A 19,611-nucleotide genomic window follows, 5' to 3' on the forward strand; every position below is an offset into this window, starting at 1 on the left:
CGACGGCGTGGGCCCGAGGGGGGGTGACGGTCAGCGCTTGCGGGCGGTGATGAGGTCGCGGGTGATGGCCTGGTCCACGCGGTGACGGAACCCTCGGTAGGCGTCCGAGTCCTGGACGTCGAGGCCGTTCGACGCGAGGATGCCCGCGAGCTCGTCCCGCCGCCCTCCGTAGGTGTTCCAGGAGATTCCGACGGCGCCGCCGGGACGCAGCAGCCGAACCCATTCCGGGACGGCGGCCGTGAGCAATTCGACGGGGCTGCGCGACAGGGTCGGCCCGCCCTTCTGGCCGGGCCGCTCGCCCTTGGGACGGCTGCCGTGCTGGACGCCGTACGGCGCGTCGGTCACGATCAGGTCGAACGACGACGGCCGGAAGAACTTGCCCGCGTCGAGCGAGTCGGCGTTCACGACGACGATCTCCATCGTCTCGCCGCTCTTGTACCGCTCCTTGGACGCTCCGAGGGTCACGTGGAGACGGCGTCCCAGCACCGCCTTCTCCCGGCGGATGTTGGTGATCTCCGCCTGGTGCTTCACCCGGTTGTTGCGCAGCCAGGTCTTGACGAAGGCCGCGTAGGCGTCGAAGTCCTTGCCGTCGATGTCGATCCCGGCGGCGTCCAGGCCGTACATCATGGCCTGGTTGAGCGTCGTCCCGCGCCCGCACAGGGGATCGAGGACGCGTGCACGGCCCGTGACCAGGTCCATGGGGGAGTCGGTCGCCATCGCGGTGACGTTCAGCAGCAGCTTGGTGAAGTACTCGTTCGTCTTGCCCGAGTACTTCTGGATGGTGAGCAGATCGCTGCCGAACAGGTCGAGGGGCCGCAGCGCGACGGGCCGGAGCAGTTCCCCCTCGATCTGGAACAGCGCGTACAACGACGACAGGTTCGACAGGAGGCGGAGGTCGTCGTCCGCGAGGTCGCCGGAGAACGTCACGTACGGGACGCCGCCGATCTCGGTCTCGCGAATGTCGTGGACTCGCCCGCCGAGCGCCCGCTCACCGAACACCGCCAGCTCCGCCTTCACCAGGTCGGCCGCCGACTGCGCGTAGACCCGGTTGTGCGAGGGGGAGACAAGGAGCCCGTACGCGGTCATCTGGTCGACCTTACAGCGTTCTCACGGCCCCGAAACCACCTGGAAGAAAGGCGGAGACCGCCGGGGTCGAAGCACCCGGCGGCCTCCGCACGGCCCATGTGCGGGCCGTTCCCTTCCCCGGTCAGGCGGCTCGGACGGGACGGTCCTGAGGCGCGGCGGGCAGGGCCCGCGCGGCCGGTGCCTCCACCGGCGCGGCGGCCGCCGGGGCCGCCGGTGCCTCCAGGGCCGGAAGGTGCCGCGCGGCGGCCTCCAGCAGTTCGGCGACCCGGCTCTTCAGGCTGGCGAGATCGGCCTGCGCCACGTCGGCCCTGGCCTGGGCGCGGCGCGCCTGGCGCCGCGCGGCGTCGCGTTCGGTCGCGAGCTGCGTCAGTTGTTCGTGGTAGGCGGCCCGCAGTTCGTCGAGGGCGCTCCCCTGCGTGGTGGTCATGCTGCTCCGGACTCCTCCCCCGAGTCATCCCGTGTAAAAGGACTAACGTGACTAACTGGGCGCATCGTTCCCCGCGTGCGGAAGATCACTCACCCGGTTCGCGACGCGGCGACAGCGCCCCGGACGGCAACCCCGGAAACGCGTCCCGTGGAGCGGGCGCGCCCGCCTTGGCGAGCCACGCGGCCGACCGCGCCATGGCCCGCCGCGCCCCGTCCGCGGCGAAGGCGCGCAGGCCGGGGGAGGAGGCCCCGGCGAGACCGACGTAGGCGGGGACCAGACCGTCCTCCAGCGCCGCCGCCAGCCGCGCGGCGTCACGGGCCGTGTCGGGTTTGACCGGCAACCGGTACGCGGGCGCGGCGGCCACGGGCGTGACGGCCAGGACGGAGATCAGCTCGTCCCGCCGGGCCCGGTGATCGTTCCAGATCGTCGTCGCGGTCGCGCGCAGCGCGCCCCGCAGCCGCGCGCCGAGGACCCCGTACCCGTACACCGCCGCGTGCTCCACCGCCAGCACCGCCTGGACGGCCTCGACACCCGACTTCGACCGGACGGGCGGGGCCACCGCGCGCACCGTCCTGCGTACCGCCATCGCATGGCCCGCCTCGCAGGCGCCGATGCTCGCCAGCAACTGCGCCAGACCGGGGGCGGCCTTGGTGGCGTCGGCCATGCGCTCCCGGGCCGCGCGGTCCTCGGCGTCACGCAACTCCGCGAGCGTCCCGCCGTCGCCTCCGAGCAGGGACGTGCTCGGGGACGGGATGCCGCCGCCCTCGTCGGCCCGGTCACCCGACCCGGGCACGTAGTGCCGCTTCAGAACGGCCAGATGCTCGCGATGGTGCGCGAGGACGGGATCGAGTCGTCCGGCCAGTGTCGCGTCCGCCGACCGCGCCGCCTCGTACGCGGCGATCAGGTTCTGCTCGGACGCGATCGCCCCGACCAACGTCGCCAGGTCGGGACGCGATGCCGACGCGCCCTCCGCCCTGCCCTCCGCCGTGCAGCCCGCCAGCCACGGCAGGACTAGCGCGCCACCGCCGAGCGCCACGCCCCGGCCCAGCAGCAGACGGCGTGACAGGACCTCCGGCGGGCATGGCGTGGCCTGGGGCAAGGGAGTCTCCGCACCGGTGGTGGGGTGGTGGCGGCCCGCCGCGGGCCCGGTCCCTGGACACGGCCGTCGGGCCTGCTCAAGCATTCCATATCCGCCGCGCCGGTGAGGCGTCCGAAAGACCGCCGTGGTCTCCGGCTGTCGATAGTCTTGAGGTGTCACCGGACGAGCGGTGACATTCCGCGACCGCAGGCGGCACAACAGAGGAGGGCCCATGAGCGTCGAGTCCCGCGGCGGCCGCGCTCAGGGGGGGCGCGGCCAGAACCGGCGCGGCCAGACCCGCGCGCGGAACGCCGACCCGCGCGGTGGGCAGGGCGCCGACAAGGGCGCTGACAAGGGCGGAGGGCAGGCCCCGGCGCGACCGGCGCGGTCCGCAGGCGCCGCCGCCACCGCCGCCGAACTGACCCGGCTCCTCGCGCCCGCCGTGGACGAGGCCGGTTTCGACCTGGAGGAGGTCGACGTGCGGCCCGCCGGGCGGCGCCGCCTCGTGCGGATCGTCGTCGACGGCGACGCGGGCGTCGGGCTCGACGACATCGCCGCGATCAGCGACCTGGCCTCCGGGCTGCTCGACACCACCGAGGTCATGGGGACCTCGCCGTACGTGCTGGAGGTGTCCTCTCCGGGCGTCGACCGCCCCCTCACCGAGCCACGGCACTGGCGCCGTGCCGTCGGCCGGCTGGTCGTCGCCCCGCTGGCCGAAGGAGGCCAGGTGGAGGGCCGGGTGGTCGCGGCCGACGACGCGGCCGTCGAGATCGACGTCGTCCAGAAGCGCCGGACCAAGGGCGCCGGGAACGAGACCGTGCGGCGCCGGTTCGGCCTCGACGAGCTGGGGCGCGGCCGCGTGCAGGTGGAGTTCGCGCCCCCGCCCGTGGCCGAGGAACCGCGTTCTCCGGCTGAGCCGGACTAGAGGGGGGAACCTCGTGGACATCGACATGACCGCCCTGCGGGGCCTGGAGAGCGAGAAGGACATCTCGCTCGACGTGGCCGTCAAGGCCATCGAAGACGCACTGCTGATCGCCTACCACCGGACGGAGGGCGCCGCGCCCAAGGCGCGCGTCGAACTGGACCGTCAGAGCGGCCACGTCACCGTGTGGGCCGCCGAGACCGACGAGGAGGGCGACACCCTCCGGGAGTACGACGACACCCCGACCGGGTTCGGACGCATCGCCGCGACAACCGCGAAGCAGGTCATCCTGCAACGCCTGCGCGACGCCGAGGATGAGCTGACCTTCGGCGAGTACGCCGGACGCGAGGGCGACATCGTCAGCGGCATCATCCAGCAGGGCAAGGATCCGCGGAACGTGCTGGTCGACCTCGGCAAGATCGAGGCGGTGCTGCCGCCGCAGGAGCAAGTGTCCGGCGAGCGCTACGACCACGGCGAGCGGCTGCGCGCCTATGTGGTGCAGGTCCGCAAGGGCCACCGCGGGCCGTCGATCCAACTGTCCCGGACGCACCCGAACCTCGTGCGCAAGCTGTTCGCGCTGGAGGTCCCGGAGATCGCGGACGGGACGGTGGAGATCGCCGCGATCGCCCGCGAGGCCGGGCACCGCACCAAGATCGCGGTGCGGTCCCGCAAGTCGGGCGTGAACGCCAAGGGCGCCTGCATCGGGCCGCTCGGCAGCCGGGTCCGCAACGTGATGGCCGAGTTGCACGGCGAGAAGATCGACATCGTCGACTGGTCCGACGACCCCGCCGAGTTCGTCGGGAATGCCCTGTCGCCCGCGCGGGTTTCGCATGTGGTGGTCGTGGACGCCGACGCCCGGGTCGCCCGGGTCGTGGTGCCCGACTACCAGCTGTCCCTCGCGATCGGCAAGGAGGGTCAGAACGCCCGCCTCGCCGCCCGGCTCACCGGCTGGCGGATCGACATCAGGTCCGACACCGAGCCGGAGCAGACGCCCACCCGGCCTGAGCAGACGTCCACCGAGCCAGAACGGACACCTGCCGAGCCAGAACGGACATCTGCCGAGCCGGAACAGGCGCCAGCCGAGCCAGAACAGACACAGTCGAAGGCCGCCGACCCCGGCGAATCCGGATCTTCTACGCCAGGAGCCCATGCGACAGGTCCCGCCGACGCCTCGGCGCGGTAGACTCATGAACCGTGGCCGGACGGTCCCTGTTCGCACGTGTGTGGGCTGTCGGGGTCATTCGGTCAAGTCCGACTTGCTGCGCCTGGTGGTGGTCGAGGGCGTCATCGTCCCCGACCCGCACGGGCGGCTGCCAGGACGGGGTGCGCATCTGCACCCCGATCTGGCGTGTCTCGAGCTCGCAGAGCGGCGTCGGGCGTTCCCGAGGGCGTTTCGCCTTCCGGGGCCGCTCGACGGTGAAGCGCTGCGGGATCGGCTTGCGGCACGTGCCGCGCGGCAGCAGGATGGCAGAACAGTAAGCGACGTCTAGTCGGAAGCAGGTCGAGATTGCTATGAGCGCTCGATGAGCACGCCGCGATGAGTACGGCAAGTTAGCGACGGTCCGGAGGCCGCACCCCCGGACCGAGTTAGGGAGTGCAGTGGCCAAGGTCCGGGTGTACGAACTCGCCAAAGAGTTCGGTGTCGAGAGCAAGGTCGTCATGGCCAAGCTCCAGGAAATGGGCGAGTTCGTCAGGTCGGCGTCCTCCACGATCGAGGCGCCGGTCGTACGCAGGCTGACAGAAGCCTTCTCAAATTCGTCGTCCTCCAAGCAGGGGGACAGGCGGGCCGCGCCGAAGCGTCCTTCGGCTCCACGGCCCGCCGCGCCGCGTCCGGGTCCTCCCGGCGGCGGCTCCGATTCTCAGGGCGGACGGCGGCAGGCGCCCCGTCCCGGCGCGCCGCGTCCCGCCTCGCCCAAGCCGAGCCCCAGTGGCCCCGGTGGCGCGGGCGGTTCCAACGGCGCCGGTGTGCCCGCGGGTGGCCCCGGTGGTGCTGATGGTCCCGGTGGTGCTGGCGGCCCGGGCGGCAGCCCGCGTCCCGGCCCGCCCCGGCCGGTCCCGCCGGTGCCGAGCACGCCGGTCGAAGCGCCCGCGGCGCAGGGCCCGAGCGCTCCGCCCGCGGCCGGTCCCGGTGCCGGTGCCGGTGCCGGTGCCCCAGGCGACGGCCCGGGTGGTGGCGGTCGCGCGCCCGGCGGTCCGAAGCCCGGTCCGCGCTCGCCCAAGCCGGGCCCGCGTCCCGGCCCCCGTCAGGACGGCGGCCGTGGTCGCGGTCCGGGTGGTCCGCGTCCCGGCAACAACCCGTTCAGCTCGAACGCCAGCGGCATGGGCCAGGCGCCCAAGCCGGGGCCGCGTCCCGGCCCGCGTCAGGGCGGCGGTGACCGTCCCGACCGTCCCGACCGTGGTGGTCCCGGTGGTCCGCGTCCCGGCGGTCCCCGCCCAGGTGGCGGCGCAGGTGCCGGTGGTCCGCGTCCCGGAGGTCCCCGCCCGGGTGGCGGCGCCGGTCCCGGCGGTCCGCGTCCGAGCCCGATGAACATGCCGTCCTCGCGGCCGTCCGGCGCCCCCGGGCGCGGCGGTCCCGGCGGCGGTGGCGGTCGTGGTCCCGGCGGTGGCGGCGGAGGCCGTGGCGCGGGCGGCGGTCGCGGCCCGGGCGGCGGCGGTGGCGGTCGTCCCGGCGGCTTCGGCGGCCCCCGCACGGCGGGCGGCGGCGGTGGTGGCGGTCGTCCCGGCGGCTTCGGCGGCCCCCGTCCCGGTGGCGGCGGTCGCGGTCGCGGCGGCACGCAGGGCGCGTTCGGCCGTCCCGGCGGACGCCCCGCGCGCGGTCGCAAGTCGAAGCGGGCGCGTCGCCAGGAGTTCGAGAACATGCAGGCCCCCGCGGCCGGTGGCGTCTCGGCTCCGCGCGGCAACGGCAAGATCATCCGGCTGCCGCAGGGCGCGACGCTGACCGACTTCGCCGAGAAGATCGGCGCCAACCCGGCGTCGCTCGTCGCGATCATGATGCATCTCGGCAAGATGGTCACCGCGACCCAGTCCGTCGACCCCGACGACCTGATGGCGCTCGGGGTGGAGCTGGACTTCGACGTCCAGGTCGTCAGCCCCGAGGACGAGGACCGCGCGCTGCTCGAGTCGTTCGACATCGAGTACGGCGAGGACGAGGGCGGCGAGGAGAACCTCCAGTCCCGTCCGCCGGTGGTCACCGTCATGGGCCACGTCGACCACGGTAAGACCAAGCTGCTGGACGCCGTCCGCAACGCCAACGTGCAGGCGGGCGAGGCCGGCGGCATCACCCAGCACATCGGCGCCTACCAGGTCGAGACGGAGGTCGACGGCGAGGAGCGCCGGATCACCTTCATCGACACCCCGGGTCACGAGGCGTTCACCGCCATGCGTGCCCGCGGCGCCGACACCACCGACCTGGTGGTGCTGGTGGTCGCCGCCGACGACGGCGTCAAGCCGCAGACCACCGAGGCGATCGACCACGCCACCGCGGCGGGGGTCCCGATCGTCGTCGCGGTCAACAAGATCGACGTCGAGGGCGCCGACCCGAACAAGGTGCGCGCGCAGCTCACCGAGTACGGCCTGGTCGCCGAGGAGTTCGGCGGTCAGACGCAGTTCGTCGACGTGTCGGCCCGCGAGGGCATCAACATCGACGGGCTGCTGGAGGCGATCGTCCTGACCGCCGACGCCGAGCTCGACCTGAAGGCCAACCCCGACATGCCCGCCCAGGGCTCGGCCATCGAGGCCCACCTGGACAAGGGCCGGGGCGCCGTGGCGACCGTGCTGGTGCAGCGCGGCACGCTGCGGATCGGCGACTCGATCGTCTGCGGCGTGGCCAACGGCCGCGTCCGGGCGATGCTCGACGAGAACGGTCAGACCGTCGAGGAGGCGGGCCCGTCCCGTCCGGTGATGGTGCTCGGCCTCGCCGCCGTGCCCGGCGCTGGCGACAACTTCCTGGTCGTCGAGGACGACCGGGTCGCCCGGCAGATCGCCGACAAGCGGGTCGCGCGCAAGCGCAACGCCGAACTGCTCAAGAGCCGCAAGAGCAGCTCCCTCGAAGAGCTGTTCAAGGACCTGGAGCGCGGCGACCGGCAGGAGTTGCTGCTCATCCTCAAGGGCGACGTGTCCGGTTCCGTCGAGGCGCTGGAGGACTCGCTCCTCAAGATCGACGTGGGCGACGAGGTCAACCTGCGGATCATCCGGCGCGGTGTCGGCGCGATCACGCAGGACGACGTCAACCTGTCGCTGGCGTCCGAGGGCGCGGTCATCATCGGCTTCAACGTGCGGCCCGAGCGCAACGCGCAGGAGCTGGCCGACCGCGAGGGCGTCGACATCCGGTACTACTCGATCATCTACCAGGCGATCGAGGAGATCGAGGCGGCCCTCAAGGGCATGCTCAAGCCGGAGTTCGAGGAGGTCCAGCTCGGTACCGCGGAGATCCGCGAGATCTTCAAGGTGCCGCGGATCGGCAACGTGGGCGGTTCGATGGTCACCTCGGGCGTCATCCAGCGCAACGCCAAGGCGCGCCTCGTCCGCGACGGCGTCGTGGTCGCCGACAACCTCACGGTGTCGTCGCTGCGCCGCTTCAAGGACGACGCGACCGAGGTCCGCGAGGGCTTCGAGTGCGGTATCGGAGTGGGCTACAACGACATCAAGCTCGGCGATGTCGTCGAGTGCTTCGAGATGCGCGAGAAGCCCCGCGACTGAGCGGTGGTAGCACGATCACGGTCCAGGGGTGCGAGCCCGGCGGTTCGCACCCCTGACCGTGACTCCGCGAGCGCGGCGTCGCATCCCCGGCCAGGTAGCGCGCTCGTGCGGCGGTGAGCCCCGTCGACGACGGCCCTGCGATCCAGGGCGGGCGGGGCGTGGGAACGTTCCCGGGCCCGGGCCGGTCGGGCTTCTCGGGACGTGATCGCTTATTCGGGTGACATGGCGCCGGGCGGATCTTCTAGCCTGGCGTCTGTCATGTCCGATCCGTCCCTGATGTGGGGCGGTGGCCGGGAACACGGTGGGTGACCATCGTCGTTCCACCTTCTGAGGATCCCGAGGTGATCGACCAGGTGTACGTGGGTGCGCTGACGCTCGACCTGCTGCTGGGGGACGTCCGCTCGCTGAAGCAGAAGCGGTCCGTCCTGCGGCCCCTCATCGCCGAGGTGCACAGGCACTTCCCGGGGGTGGCGGTCGCCGAGACCGGCGGCAACGACCTGCACCGCAGGGCGGAGATCGGGGTGGCGGTGGTGTCCGGCACCGCCGCGAACTGCACCCAGGTGCTCGACCGGTGCGAACGGCTCGTCGCCGGTCGGCCGGAGATCGAACTGCTGTCCGCGCGGCAGCGGCTCTTTCAGAGCGACGAGTGAACCGCCCCGGACCGGAGCGCCGGGGACCGGAGCGTCGTTAGACCATTGGACGGGTCGTCAGACCATAGAAAGGGAGTGCGATCATGGTGGACGCAGCTCGGGCGCGCAAGCTCGCCGACCGCATCCAGCAGATCGTGGCCGAGATGCTGGAGAGGCGGATCAAGGATCCGCGGCTCGGCTTCGTGACCGTGACCGACACCCGCATCACCAACGACCTGCGTGACGCGACCGTCTACTACACGGTGTACGGGTCGGACAACGAGCGCGCCGAGACGGCCGCCGCGCTGGAGAGCGCCAAGGGCGTCATCCGGTCGGAGGTGGGCAAGAAGACGGGGGTCCGTCACACGCCCAGCCTCACCTTCGTCATGGACTCCGTGATGGAGAACGTGGCGCACATCGACGACCTGTTGGCCAAGGCCCGCGCGCGGGACGCGGAGGTGGCGCGCGCCGCGCAGGGCGCCGCCCCGGCCGGTGAGGCCAACCCGTACCGCGCGACCGACCCCGAGGACGACGACCTCGCCGAGGATGACGCGGCCGACGCCGACGCCGCCGACGAGGACGACGACGTCGACGGGCGCGTCGGTGCGGAGGACGGTGAGGACGACCGTTCGGGACGCCCGCCATCGTGACCGGACCCGAGGGGCGCGCGGAGGCGCCGAGCACCGGCTGGGGCCAGGAGTTCCCGCCGCACGACGCGGGCGGGCATTCCGGGAACGGGCATGACGTCGTCCCCCGCGCCGGAGTCGGACTCCGCCTCGGTGCCTCGCCCGCGCCCGGCGAACCGCCCGCCCCCGTCCGGCCGATCGCGCCCCCGGAGGCGGACGGCGCGTCCGCCGAACTGGAGTGGGAACGGGCCGTCGAACTGATCGACGCGGCAAGCGAGGTCTGTCTCGCCTGCCATGTGGCGCCGGACGGCGACGCGCTCGGCTCGATGCTGGCGCTCGCGCAGGCGCTGCACGCGCTGGGCAAACGGTGCGTGGCCTCGTTCGGGGAGCCGTTCGCCGTGCCCGCGATCCTGCGCTTCCTGCCCGGCCAGGAACTCCTCGTCGAACCCGCCCGGGTGCCCGCCGCCCCGGAGCTGATGATCTCGCTGGACGCGGCCGGACAGGCGCGGCTCGGCGCGCTCGCCGGTCCCGCCGAGCGGGCCGGGGCACTGATCGTGATCGACCACCACCGCTCCAACGTCGGGTTCGGCGGCGTGCGGATCGTCGACCCGGACGCCGCCGCGACGGCGGTGCTGGTCGAGGAGCTGATCCGCAGGCTCGGCGTCCCCCTCGACCGGGACATCGCGCAGGGCCTGTACGCGGGCCTCGCGAGCGACACCGGCTCGTTCAAGTACCCGTGCACGACCCCCGAGGTCCACGACCTGGCGGGACGGCTGCTGACGGCGGGCGTCCAGCCGGAGGCGGTCAGCCGGGAGCTGTGGGACCGGGCGCCGTTCGGCTACCTCCAGGTCCTCGCGGGCGCGCTGGCGCGGGCCCGGCTGGAACGCGACGCCGCGGGCGGCCGCGGCCTGGTGTGGACGACGGTCGCGCGCGCCGACCGCGACTCCCGCGACGTCGACTACGACCAGCTCGAAGGCGTCATCGACCAGCTCAGACGCACCGACGAGGCCGAGGTCGCGGTGGTGTGCAAGGAGAACGACCGCGGCGAGTGGTACGTGTCGACCCGCTCGAAGGGCTCGATCGACGTCGGCCGCGCCTGCGTCGAGCTCGGCGGCGGCGGGCACCGCACGGCCGCCGCGTTCACCATGGGCGGCGAGCCCGCGTGGATCATCGACCGGTTGCGCGCCGCGCTGCGCCTGCCCGGTGACCAGGACTGACCTACTTCGGAGCGGGTGTGGACAACTCGGGACTCGTCATCGTCGACAAGCCCGGCGGCTGGACGTCGCACGACGTCGTCGCCAGAACGCGGCGGCTCGCCGCGACCCGGCGCGTCGGGCACGCGGGCACGCTGGACCCGATGGCGACGGGCGTCCTCGTGCTCGGGATCGGCAAGGCCACGCGCCTGCTCGGCCATCTCGCGCTGACGGAGAAGGGCTACGACGCCACGATCCGGTTGGGCGTGTCCACCAACACCGACGACGCCGAGGGCGAGGTCACCGCGACCGCGTCCGCCGCGTCCGTCACCGAGGACGCGCTGCGCGCGGGCGTCGCGGCGCTGAGCGGGCCGATCAGGCAGGTCCCGCCGCAGGTCAGCGCGATCAAGGTGAACGGTGAGCGGGCCTACAAGAAGGCCCGTAAGGGCGAGGAGGTCGAGTTGGCCGCCCGCCCAGTGACCGTGCACGACTTCACGATCCTGGACGTCCGCCGCGACGGCGATGTGATCGACGTGGACGCCTCCGTGGCCTGCTCGTCCGGCACCTACATCCGCGCGCTGGCCCGCGACCTCGGGGCGTCGCTCGGCTGCGGCGGCCATCTGACGGCGCTGCGCCGCACTCGCGTCGGCCCGTACGACCTCGGCCTGGCCCGGACGCTCGACCAGCTCGCCGAGAAGCTGGAGGTCGTCCCGATCGGCGAGGCGGTCGCCGCCGCGTTCCCGCGCCGGGACGTCTCGGCCGACGACGCCCGCAAGGTCGCGCACGGCGGGCGCCTCCCGGCGGCGGGTCTCGGCCCGGGCCCGGTCGGCGTCTTCGCGCCCGACGGATCGCTGCTCGCGCTCGTCGAGGAGCACGGCCCGCTCGCCAAACCTCTCGCGGTATTCATCTCCTGATCAGCCGCGGAACCTGGACGAAGCGCCCAAGCCTGACCATCATGACCTCCGCGTGGCCATCATCACCGGGGAAACCGGTGCATACCAACCTACGGTCACGTAACCTACCAGTGCGTAGGTTTCTGTGAGGAGGTGTCCGTGACCACCGTGAACGACGGCGCCCGGGCGGCGTCCCCGACCAGGCCGCGGCTGCGCGGCTGGCTGCACATCGGCGCGTTCCCCGCCGTGCTCGTCGCCGGGCTCGTGCTGGTCGCGCTCGGCCCGACCACGCAGGCGCGGCTCGCGTCGGCGGTGTACGTGGCGACGTCGGGAATGCTGTTCGGGATCTCGGGGACGTACCACCGGCAGACCTCGGTCCGGCTCCTTGAGGTGCTGCGCCGCTTCGACCACGCCAACATCTACCTGATCATCGCGGGGACGTACACGCCGTTCGCCGTCCTCGCGCTGGACGGGGGCGTCCGCGTCGCCGTCCTCGCCACCGTGTGGGCGGGCGCCGTCGGCGGCGTCGTCTTCCGGACGGCCTGGATCGGCGCCCCCCGTGCCCTCTACGTCACCCTCTACATCGTGCTCGGCTGGGTCGCGGTGTTCTTCCTGCCGCACTTCCTGACCGGTGCCGGCCTGGCGGCCTGCGTCATGGTCGCGGTCGGCGGCGTCTGCTACAGCGTCGGCGGGGTCGTGTACGGGCTGCGCCGTCCCGACCCGTCGCCGCGCTGGTTCGGCTACCACGAGGTCTTCCACGCCTGCACCCTCGCCGCGTACGTCCTCCAGTACATCGCCGTCTCGCTGGTCGTCTACCAGTCCGCCTGAACCCGGGTTCCGCCTCGTCCACCCGCGCATGGCACTCTTAAGGACGGCAGCATGAACCGGAAGGGCACGTCCTACGCAGGGAGTGAATGGTGCGGCGCTGGAATGGCCTCGACGAGGTTCCCGCAGACTGGGGCCGTTCAGTGATCACGATCGGGGTGTTCGACGGGGTGCACCGCGGCCACCAGCGGATCGTCGGCTCCACCGCCGAGGAGGCGCGCCGCCGGGGGCTGAGGTCCGTGGTCATCACGTTCGACCCGCATCCGGACGAGGTCGTCCGGCCCGGCACGCATCCGCCGCTGCTCGCCTCCACCGCGCGGCGGGTCGAACTGCTCGAAGGGCTCGGCACCGACGCGGTCGTGGTCGTGCCGTTCACGCTGGAGCTGTCGCGGATGGCGCCGGACGAGTTCGTCCAGTCCGTCCTGGTCGACCGGCTGCACGCGGCGCACGTCATCGTCGGCGAGGACTTCCGCTTCGGGCACAAGGCCAAGGGCAACGTGACGCTGCTGCGCGAGCTGGGCGACAAGTACGACTTCACCGCCGAGGGCGTGCCACTGGTGGCCAACGGCGACACGATCTCGTCCACCTCCATCCGCGGGCGGCTCGACGCGGGCGACGTGGCGGCGGCGGCGCGGGCGCTCGGCCGTCCGCACCGCGTCGAGGGCGTCGTGGTGCGCGGCCACCAGCGGGGCCGGGCGCTCGGCTTCCCGACCGCCAACCTGGAGACGCTGCCGCACACCGCGATCCCCGCGGACGGCGTGTACGCGGGCTGGCTGGTCTGCGACTCCGACCGCTACCCGGACTTCCGCTGGCCCGCCGCGATCTCCATCGGCACGAACCCGACGTTCGAGGGCGCGGAACGGACCGTCGAGGCGTACGCGCTCGACCGCGACGACCTCGACCTGTACGGCGAGCACATGGCCGTCGACTTCACCGACCGCATCCGCGACACCCTGAAGTTCGACTCGGTGGACGCCCTGGTCGAGGAGATGGGCCGGGACGTGGCGCGGGCACGGGAGCTCACCTCCGCTTAGCGCGCCGCGAAGCGCGTACCCTGCGACAACGGGGCTTTCCGCTTCGTAACCGGGGGCCTTTCCGACATGGTACGGTGAATAGTCGCCGGGATAGGGTTCCGGCGCGGCTGGCTGCACCCTCATGTGGCCCGCCACTCCCTTAAAACGCACCATGCGGACCCGTGCGCCCACCGGGCCCGGATCTGCGGGTGACGATCGCATCGAAGGAGCCACGTGTCGCTCGACACCGCCACCAAGAACAAGATCATTTCCGAGTACGCGACCACTGAGGGTGACACCGGTTCCCCGGAGGTCCAGGTCGCACTGCTCACCCGTCGGATCAACGATCTGACCGAGCACCTCAAGGAGCACAAGCACGACCACCACAGCCGCCGCGGCCTGTTGCTGCTGGTCGGCCGTCGTCGCAGGCTCCTGAAGTACCTCGCGAACAAGGACATCAGCCGTTACCGGCAGCTGATCGAGCGGCTCGGCCTGCGCCGCTAGGACGGTGAGGGAGTGGCCCACGCGGCCACTCCCTTCCTTTATGGCCTGGTAGGGGTATGGCCTGGTACGGGTTCCAGAGCCGAACGGGGTGGCCGGACGGGGTGAGCGACGCACCGTCCGGACGCGCCGTCCAGACGCACCGGGCCCGGCCACCGGCGGCCACCGGCACACGGAGCCGCCCACCGGGCCGGCCGACGAGACCGGCCGGGCCGCCCACCAGGCCGCCCGCCGCCCCGGCAGGCGGAGGCGGCCGCACAACTGAAGAATCAAGCCTCGTGGACACCGCTGGTGCGGGCCGGTCCTCGGTAGTGGCTTCCGGATCCGTTCCGCCGCACACGCGGACCTCTCGAATCCGGGCGCTTCGATCGAAGACCGGCAACGTGGAAGACCAACGGGAAACGGCCGCGAGGACCGACATGGAACCTTGAGGAGGTTTCCCGTGACAGAAGCTGTGCGCATCGACGGCGCCCAGACGACCGAGGCCGTGATCGACAACGGCACGTTCGGCACCCGCACCATCCGCTTCGAGACGGGCCGTTTGGCCCGCCAGGCCGCCGGCTCCGCCGTCGCCTATCTCGACGACGAGACGATGGTGCTGTCGGCGACCACCGCGTCCAAGAAGCCGAAGGACAACCTCGACTTCTTCCCGCTGACCGTGGACGTCGAGGAGCGGATGTACGCGGCCGGGCGCATCCCCGGCTCGTTCTTCCGCCGTGAGGGCCGTCCCTCCGAGGACGCGATCCTGACCTGCCGTCTCATCGACCGGCCGCTGCGCCCGTCCTTCACCAAGGGCCTGCGCAACGAGATTCAGGTCGTCGAGACGATCATGGCGCTGAACCCCGACCACCTGTACGACGTCGTCGCGATCAACGCGGCCTCGATGTCCACGCAGCTGGCGGGCCTGCCCTTCTCCGGCCCGATCGGCGGCGTCCGCGTCGCGCTGATCGAGGGCCAGTGGATCGGGTTCCCGACCCACCCCGAGCTGGAGAACGCCACCTTCGACATGGTGGTCGCCGGTCGAGTCCTGGAGGACGGCGACGTCGCGATCATGATGGTGGAGGCCGAGTCCACCCGCGACACCCTCAAGCTCGTCGGCGAGGGCGCCACCGCCCCCACCGAGGAGACGGTGGCCGCGGGCCTGGAGGCGGCCAAGCCGTTCATCAAGGCCCTGTGCAAGGCGCAGAGCGACCTCGCCGCCGTCGCGGCCAAGGAGACCGCCGAGTACCCGATCTTCCTGGACTACCAGGACGACGTGCTCGCCGCCGTCACCGACGCCGTCAGCGGCGACCTCGCCCAGGCGCTGACCATCGCGGGCAAGCAGGAGCGCGAGTCCCGGCTCGACGAGATCAAGGCGGCTGCCGCCGAGAAGCTCGCCGAGACGTTCGAGGGTCGCGAGAAGGAGATCTCCGCCGCTTACCGCGCCGTCACCAAGAAGCTCGTCCGCGAGCGCGTCATCCGCGACGGGCTGCGCATCGACGGCCGCGGCACCAAGGACATCCGCCAGCTCACCGCCGAGGCGCACGTCATCCCGCGGGTGCACGGCTCGGCGCTGTTCGAGCGCGGCGAGACGCAGATCCTCGGCGTGACCACGCTGAACATGCTCCGCATGGAGCAGATGATCGACACGCTCAACCCCGAGCGCACCAAGCGCTACATGCACAACTACAACTTCCCGCCGTACTCGACCGGTGAGACCGGCCGCGTCGGCTCGCCGAAGCGCCGCGAGATCGGGCACGGCGCGCTCGCCGAGCGGGCGCTGATCCCGGTGCTGCCGACCCGCGAGGAGTTCCCGTACGCGATCCGGCAGGTGTCGGAGGCGCTCGGGTCCAACGGGTCCACCTCGATGGGCTCGGTGTGCGCGTCCACCATGTCGCTGCTGGACGCGGGCGTCCCGCTCAGGCAGATGGTGGCGGGCATCGCGATGGGCCTGATCAACGAGGGCGACGAGTACGTCACGCTGACCGACATCCTCGGCGCCGAGGACGCCTTCGGCGACATGGACTTCAAGGTCGCCGGCACCCGCGACGTCATCACCGCGCTCCAGCTCGACACCAAGCTCGACGGCATCCCCGCCTCGGTGCTCGCCGCCGCGCTGAAGCAGGCCAAGGGCGCCCGGCTGGCGATCCTGGACGTGATGCAGGAGGCCATCGAGGCGCCCGCCGACATGAGCCCCTACGCGCCGCGGATCATCACCATCAAGGTCCCGGTCGACAAGATCGGCGAGGTCATCGGCCCGAAGGGCAAGATGATCAACTCGATCCAGGACGACACCGGCGCCGACATCACGATCGAGGACGACGGCACGATCTACGTCGGCGCCACCGACGGCCCGTCCGCCGAGGCCGCCCGGCAGGCGATCAACTCGATCGCGAACCCGCACATGCCGGAGATCGGCGAGCGGTACCTCGGCACCGTCGTCAAGACCACCACGTTCGGCGCGTTCGTGTCGCTGCTGCCCGGCAAGGACGGCCTGCTGCACGTCTCGCAGATCCGCAAGCTGCACGGCGGCGCCCGGATCGAGAACGTCGAGGACGTGATGGGCGTCGGCGAGAAGATCCAGGTGGAGGTCACCGAGATCGACCAGCGCGGCAAGCTGTCGCTGGTGCCGGTCGAGGTGGTCCAGCGCGAGGCCGCCGACCGGGCCGACTCCGGGTCCGGCTCCGGCTCGGGCTCCGGTGACGCGCCCGAGGCCGCGTCCGCCGACGGCGAGTCCGGCGAGCGCCGGGAGCGTCGCGACGACGACGACGGTGAGCGCCGCCCGCGCCGCCGCCGCACCCGCCGGGGCGACGACTCCGGTCAGCGCAACTCCTGACCCCGATGACCGACCGGTCCGCCGCGCCGGGCGAGCACAGCTCGTCCGTGCCGCGGCGGGCCGGTCGGCGCTTTCGACGACGAGAAGTGAGCGAGACGTGACCCTGCCGGCGAGGGCGCAGGAGCCCGGCACCACCACCACGATCCACACCGACGGCGCCGGCGCGGTGCGCCGCACCGTCCTGCCCGGCGGGCTGCGCGTCATCACCGAGACGATGCCGACCGTGCGGTCCGCCGCGTTCGGCATCTGGTCCGCGGTCGGCTCCCGCGACGAGGCCCCCGCCGACGCCGGGGCCAGCCACTACCTGGAACACGTGCTGTTCAAGGGCACGAAACGGCGGTCCGCGTTGGAGATCTCCGCGACGATCGACGCGGTCGGCGGCGATCTCAACGCCTTCACCGCCAAGGAGTACACCTGCTACTACGCGCGGGTCCTGGACGCCGACCTGCCCCTCGCCGTGGACGTCGTCTCCGACATGGTCGCCGCGTCGCTGAACCGTCCCGAGGACGTCGAGGCCGAACGCGGCGTGATCCTCGAAGAGATCCACATGCGCGACGACGACCCCGGCGACCTCATCCACGACGAGTTCGCCACCGCGCTGTACGGCGACACCCCGCTCGGACGTCCCATCCTCGGCACCGAAGACTCCATCAACGGGCTGTCCCGCGACCGGATCCACGGCTACTACCGCAGGCACTACGTCCCGTCGAACCTGGTGGTGTCGGTGGCGGGCAACATCGACCACGACGAGGTCGTCCGCCTGGTGTCCCGCGCGTTCGAACCGCACCTGACCGGCGACGCCGAGCCCGCCGCGCCCCGCCTGGACGGGACGCCCGCGCCGGTCGACCCGCGCGAGGTCGTGATCGAGAAGGACACCGAGCAGGCCCACATCATCCTCGGCGGCGCCGGGGTGTCCCGCACCGACGACCGCAGGTTCGCGCTCGGTGTGCTGAACGCGGCGCTCGGCGGCGGCATGTCGTCCCGCCTCTTCCAGGAGATCCGCGAGAAACGCGGCCTCGCGTACTCGGTGTACAGCTACACGGCCCAGTACGCCGACTCCGGGATCTTCGGCGTCTACGCGGGCTGCCAGCCCGCCAAGGCCGACGAGGTTCTGTCGATCTGCCGCGACGAGCTGCACAAGGCCGTCGAGTCCGGGCTCACCGACGAAGAGGTGGAGCGCGGGAAGGGGCAGTTGCGCGGCGCCATGGTCCTCGGCCTGGAGGACACCGGTTCCCGGATGAGCCGCATCGGCAAGAGCGAGCTGGTCTACGAGTCGCTTCTCCCCGTGGACGAGGTCCTGGCCCGCATCGAGTCGGTGACCCTGGACGACATCCGCGCCATCGCCCAGGACGTCCTCACCTCCCCCCAGGCCCTCACCGTCATCGGCCCCGCCTGATCGGAGCCCGACCGCTCGCTTGATAAGCGGACCAAGGTCCGTTAATCTCTTCACCAGTAACCGGACCTTGGTCCGTATATTTGTGGAGGGGTTGGTCATGTCTCGTCTGCTGCACATCTCCGCGTCGCCGCGGGGGAACGCGTCGGAGTCACTGGCGCTCGCCGGGGCCTTCGTGGGCGCCTATCGCGAGGCCCACGGTGACGTCGTCGACCACTACGACCTGTGGGACGGCACGCTTCCCGCGTTCGGGCCCGCCGGTACCACCGCCAAGATGACCGTCCTCGCGGGGGAGGAGCTGTCCGGGGAGCAGGTAGCCGCCTGGGACGCCGCGCGGCGGGTCTTCGAGCGCTTCGACTCCTATGACCGCTACCTGTTCAGCGTGCCCATGTGGAACGCGAGTGTGCCGTACATCCTCAAGCAGTTCGTCGACGTCGTGTCCCAGCCCGGGTGGGTGTTCGGCTTCGACCCCGAGAAGGGCTACACCGGCCTGTTGCGCGGGAAGAAGGCCGCCGCCGTCTACACCAGCGCCGTGTACGGCGAAGGGCGTCCGCCCGCGTTCGGCACCGACCTCCAGGAGCCGTTCCTGGACGGCTGGCTGCGCTGGGCCGGGGTCGACGACATCAGCGCCGTCATGTTCCGCCCGAACCTCGCCACCGCCGACGCCGACACCGGACGGCGCACCGCGCACGCCGAGGCACGCGAGCTGGGCAAGCGCTTCTGACGATAGGCTCGGCCGGGACGCCGAACGGGAGGAACACACGTGATCAAGGTCGGGGTGCTGGGCGCGCGAGGCCGCATGGGGACCGAGGTGTGCGCCGCCGTGCGGGGGGCCGACGACCTGGAGCTCGTCGCCGCCGTCGACCAGGGCGACGACTTCGACGCGCTGACCGCGGCCGAGGTCGTCGTCGACTTCACCCACCCCGGCGTCGTCATGGACAACCTCAGGTGGTGCGTCGAGCACGGCCTGCACGTCGTGGTGGGGACGACCGGGTTCGACCCGTCCCGGCTCGACACGGTCCGGTCGTGGCTGACCGACGGGTCGAGCGGCAACGTGCTCATCGCCCCGAACTTCGGCATCGGGGCGGTGCTGATGATGGCCTTCGCGCAGAAGGCGGCGCCGTTCTTCGACTCCGTCGAGATCGTCGAGACGCACCACCCGAACAAGGCGGACGCGCCGTCCGGCACCGCCTACCGCACCGCCGAACTGGTCGCCGCCGCCCGCGCCGAGGCCGGGGTGGGGCCGTCCCCGGACGCCACCACCTCCGAGGTCGGCGGCGCGCGCGGCGCCGACGTGGACGGGGTCCACGTCCACGCCGTCCGGCTGTCCGGCGCCGTCGCCCACCAGCAGGTCCTGCTCGGCGGGCACGGTGAGCTGTTCACCATCCGGCACGACTCGATGGACCGGGCGTCCTTCATGCCGGGCGTGCTGCTCGCCGTCCGCAGGGTGCCTGACCTCGACCGCCTGACCCTCGGCATCGAGGGCCTCCTCGGCCTGTGACCCCGTCCGGC

At 72.1% G+C, this 19,611-nt stretch carries 17 protein-coding genes and 1 pseudogene; 15 read left to right on the forward strand and 3 right to left on the reverse strand.

The window, feature by feature from the left end; genetic code table 11:
- Positions 1-30: 30 nt before the first annotated feature.
- From ABD808_RS10410 to ABD808_RS10420, 3 genes are all read right to left on the reverse strand, one after another.
- Positions 31-1,086 (reverse strand): TRM11 family SAM-dependent methyltransferase, encoded by a 1,056-nt coding sequence (locus ABD808_RS10410; RefSeq protein ID WP_344893605.1) that lies wholly within the window; start codon positions 1,084-1,086, stop codon positions 31-33.
- 121 nt (positions 1,087-1,207) lie between these two features.
- Complete coding sequence (locus ABD808_RS10415; protein WP_344893608.1) at positions 1,208-1,513, reverse strand: hypothetical protein; 306 nt, start codon at positions 1,511-1,513, stop codon at positions 1,208-1,210.
- Positions 1,514-1,598: 85 nt separating this feature from the next.
- Positions 1,599-2,612 carry a ferritin-like domain-containing protein gene (locus ABD808_RS10420; protein WP_344893611.1) on the reverse strand — a complete coding sequence of 338 codons (1,014 nt, stop codon included), beginning with the start codon at positions 2,610-2,612 and terminating at the stop codon, positions 1,599-1,601.
- A gap of 373 nt (positions 2,613-2,985) precedes the next feature.
- Between ABD808_RS10420 and rimP the strand changes: the two are divergent.
- From rimP to dapB, 15 genes and pseudogenes are all read left to right on the forward strand, one after another.
- Positions 2,986-3,516, forward strand: a pseudogene (rimP, locus tag ABD808_RS10425) (ribosome maturation factor RimP); the annotation flags it as partial.
- A gap of 25 nt (positions 3,517-3,541) precedes the next feature.
- On the forward strand, positions 3,542-4,696 hold the full coding sequence (nusA, locus tag ABD808_RS10430) for a transcription termination factor NusA (RefSeq protein WP_344895358.1): 1,155 nt from the start codon (positions 3,542-3,544) through the stop codon (positions 4,694-4,696).
- Positions 4,697-4,700: 4 nt separating this feature from the next.
- Positions 4,701-5,003, forward strand: coding sequence for a YlxR family protein (locus tag ABD808_RS10435; protein WP_344893614.1), 303 nt, complete (start codon positions 4,701-4,703; stop codon positions 5,001-5,003).
- Positions 5,004-5,112: 109 nt separating this feature from the next.
- On the forward strand, positions 5,113-8,211 hold the full coding sequence (infB, locus tag ABD808_RS10440; protein ID WP_344893618.1) for a translation initiation factor IF-2: 3,099 nt from the start codon (positions 5,113-5,115) through the stop codon (positions 8,209-8,211).
- A gap of 341 nt (positions 8,212-8,552) precedes the next feature.
- Positions 8,553-8,861 carry a DUF503 domain-containing protein gene (locus ABD808_RS10445; protein WP_344893621.1) on the forward strand — a complete coding sequence of 103 codons (309 nt, stop codon included), beginning with the start codon at positions 8,553-8,555 and terminating at the stop codon, positions 8,859-8,861.
- Positions 8,862-8,944: 83 nt separating this feature from the next.
- On the forward strand, positions 8,945-9,490 hold the full coding sequence (rbfA, locus tag ABD808_RS10450; RefSeq protein WP_344893624.1) for a 30S ribosome-binding factor RbfA: 546 nt from the start codon (positions 8,945-8,947) through the stop codon (positions 9,488-9,490).
- The gene (locus ABD808_RS10455; protein WP_344893627.1) at positions 9,487-10,683 is read left to right on the forward strand and encodes a DHH family phosphoesterase; all 1,197 of its coding nucleotides are present in this window, start codon (positions 9,487-9,489) and stop codon (positions 10,681-10,683) included. Before rbfA ends, ABD808_RS10455 begins: the two co-directional genes overlap by 4 nt.
- Positions 10,684-10,700: 17 nt before the next feature.
- On the forward strand, positions 10,701-11,573 hold the full coding sequence (gene truB, locus ABD808_RS10460) for a tRNA pseudouridine(55) synthase TruB (protein WP_344893630.1): 873 nt from the start codon (positions 10,701-10,703) through the stop codon (positions 11,571-11,573).
- Between the two features lie 138 nt (positions 11,574-11,711).
- Positions 11,712-12,380 (forward strand): PAQR family membrane homeostasis protein TrhA, encoded by a 669-nt coding sequence (gene trhA / locus ABD808_RS10465; protein WP_344893633.1) that lies wholly within the window; start codon positions 11,712-11,714, stop codon positions 12,378-12,380.
- An 89-nt stretch (positions 12,381-12,469) separates the two neighbouring features.
- On the forward strand, positions 12,470-13,411 hold the full coding sequence (locus ABD808_RS10470) for a bifunctional riboflavin kinase/FAD synthetase (RefSeq protein WP_344893636.1): 942 nt from the start codon (positions 12,470-12,472) through the stop codon (positions 13,409-13,411).
- A 213-nt stretch (positions 13,412-13,624) separates the two neighbouring features.
- The gene (gene rpsO / locus ABD808_RS10475) at positions 13,625-13,894 is read left to right on the forward strand and encodes a 30S ribosomal protein S15 (RefSeq protein ID WP_344893639.1); all 270 of its coding nucleotides are present in this window, start codon (positions 13,625-13,627) and stop codon (positions 13,892-13,894) included.
- 439 nt (positions 13,895-14,333) lie between these two features.
- The gene (locus ABD808_RS10480; RefSeq protein WP_425548909.1) at positions 14,334-16,706 is read left to right on the forward strand and encodes a polyribonucleotide nucleotidyltransferase; all 2,373 of its coding nucleotides are present in this window, start codon (positions 14,334-14,336) and stop codon (positions 16,704-16,706) included.
- A gap of 97 nt (positions 16,707-16,803) precedes the next feature.
- Complete coding sequence (locus ABD808_RS10485; protein WP_344893642.1) at positions 16,804-18,102, forward strand: M16 family metallopeptidase; 1,299 nt, start codon at positions 16,804-16,806, stop codon at positions 18,100-18,102.
- Between the two features lie 97 nt (positions 18,103-18,199).
- Positions 18,200-18,823, forward strand: coding sequence for an FMN-dependent NADH-azoreductase (locus tag ABD808_RS10490; RefSeq protein ID WP_344893645.1), 624 nt, complete (start codon positions 18,200-18,202; stop codon positions 18,821-18,823).
- A 39-nt stretch (positions 18,824-18,862) separates the two neighbouring features.
- Entirely contained in the window at positions 18,863-19,600 is a 738-nt protein-coding gene (gene dapB, locus ABD808_RS10495; protein ID WP_344893648.1) for a 4-hydroxy-tetrahydrodipicolinate reductase, read from the forward strand.
- The last annotated feature ends 11 nt before the right edge of the window (positions 19,601-19,611 follow it).

Source organism: Actinomadura meridiana, from assembly GCF_039537545.1.
GTDB classification, from domain to species: domain Bacteria; phylum Actinomycetota; class Actinomycetes; order Streptosporangiales; family Streptosporangiaceae; genus Spirillospora; species Spirillospora meridiana.